This is a genomic window from Anaerolineae bacterium, assembly GCA_014360855.1.
Lineage (GTDB): Bacteria > Chloroflexota > Anaerolineae > JACIWP01 > JACIWP01 > JACIWP01.
Window position 1 is genome coordinate 1 of the sequence record JACIWP010000422.1, and the last position, 1,670, is coordinate 1,670.

The 1,670-nt window shown below is 63.7% G+C and carries 3 protein-coding genes; all 3 read left to right on the forward strand.

All coding sequences use genetic code 11. The features are described 5' to 3' along the window. Positions 1-266 (forward strand): trimethylamine methyltransferase family protein (locus H5T60_14730; GenBank protein MBC7243687.1); only part of this gene is annotated, 266 nt, incomplete at its 5' end. 122 nt (positions 267-388) lie between these two features. After that, positions 389-1,099: a pyrimidine 5'-nucleotidase gene (locus H5T60_14735; protein MBC7243688.1), complete on the forward strand. Its 711-nt coding sequence runs from the start codon at positions 389-391 to the stop codon at positions 1,097-1,099. Positions 1,100-1,130: 31 nt separating this feature from the next. Further along, positions 1,131-1,670: PLP-dependent aminotransferase family protein (locus H5T60_14740; GenBank protein ID MBC7243689.1), on the forward strand; the 540-nt coding region annotated here is incomplete at its 3' end.

Sequence of the window (1,670 nt, forward strand, 5' to 3'; positions counted from 1 at the left end):
GGCCGGGCGGACATTACCTGGCGGAGGAGCACACCCTACGGCATTTCCGCCAGGAGCTGTGGCGGCCGCAGTTCCTGAACCGCGATGACCCCGACACCTGGATCAGCAAGGGGCGCAAGACCTATGCCGATCGGGTTATCCAGGAGACGAAGCGGCTGTTGGAGACGCACCGGCCGGAGCCTCTGCCGGCCGACGCCGCCGCGGCCCTCGATGCCATTGCCGCGGAAGCGCGCCAGGCCCTGGCCGGCATCCACTTCATCGCCTGACCCGATTGGGCCGAACCCCACAGCCCGGGCGAGGAGCGCGCCAGTTTTTGCGCTCCGTCCCGGGCTGTGCTATGATGACCGGCGCATAACCTTGCTCTGTCAGTATGCGAATCAGGAGCCATATGGAGACCAGAGAAGCAGCCGGCCGCGCCGGCCCTCCCGTCGGGGAGCGCAAACCGCCGTTGGACTATGTGGTGTTCGACCTGGACGAGACCATCTATCCCCGGGATGCCGGCGTCATGCAGGCCATCGGCCGGCGCATCACCGAATACCTGCAGAAGTATCTGGGCCTTACATACGAAGACGCGGTAGCCCTGCGCCGGCGCTATGTGCGGGAATACGGCACCACCCTGCGGGGACTGCGCCGGCACCACCAAATTGACCCCGACCACTACATGGACTTCGTCCACGATATCCCGATCGAACAACTGCTCCATTACGACGCCCGGCTGGACCAGGCCCTCTCCCGGATTGACGCGCAGAAGGCGATATTCACCAACGCCTCGCGCCAGCATGCCGAACGGGTGCTGGAGGCGCTGGGCATCCGCCGGCATTTCTCCCGCATCATCGAAGTACGCGATGTGGGCTGGGAGGGCAAGCCCGACCCGGCCGCCTATGCCCGCCTGGTGGAACTGCTCGGGACCCGGCCGGAACGCATCATGTTGGTGGAGGACAATCTGCGCAATCTGCGGCCGGCGGCCCAATTGGGCATGATCACCGTGCTGGTGGACGGCGAGGGCCAGGGCGAAGTGGACTTCGTCATTGACGAGGTGTGGCAGATCGGCGACGTGTACGCGGCGTTTTGCCAGCACTGCCACCCGGAACGTACGTAACAACTATATCATCCGCGACAAGGAGGTTGCGATGTTGAAATCCCCGATGGACGGTCAGTGGACGACCAATTGGGAGCTTCAGTATGCCCAGCGCACCCAGGCCATGACGAGCTCCATCATCCGAGACCTGCTGAAGCTCACCCAACAGCCGGATGTCATCTCCTTCGCCGGCGGACTGCCGGCCCCCGAACTGTTTCCCATCCGCGAGTTCAAAGAGGCCTGCGCCTATATCCTCGAGCACGACGGCGCCCGCGCCCTGCAGTACGGTCCCACCGACGGCTACCCACCGCTGAAAGAGTTCCTGGTGGAGAAGATGCAGAAATACGGCGTGCCGGCGGAGATGGAGAACGTGCTCATCACCAACGGCTCCCAGCAGGCGCTGGACCTCATTGGCAAGGTCTTCATCAACCGCGGCGATGTCATCGTCACCGAGGCGCCCACTTACCTGGGTGCTCTGCAGGCCTGGAACCTCTTCGGCCCGCGCTATGTGACGGTGCCGAGCGATGATGACGGCATGCAGGTGGATAAGCTGGAAGAGATACTGAAGCGGGAGAAGGTCAAGTTCATCTAC

Excerpts from the sequence above, each read along its gene's own strand:
- H5T60_14735 (MBC7243688.1), top strand. The coding sequence starts at position 389 with ATGGAGACCAGAGAAGCAGCCGGCCGCGCCGGCCCTCCCGTCGGGGAG.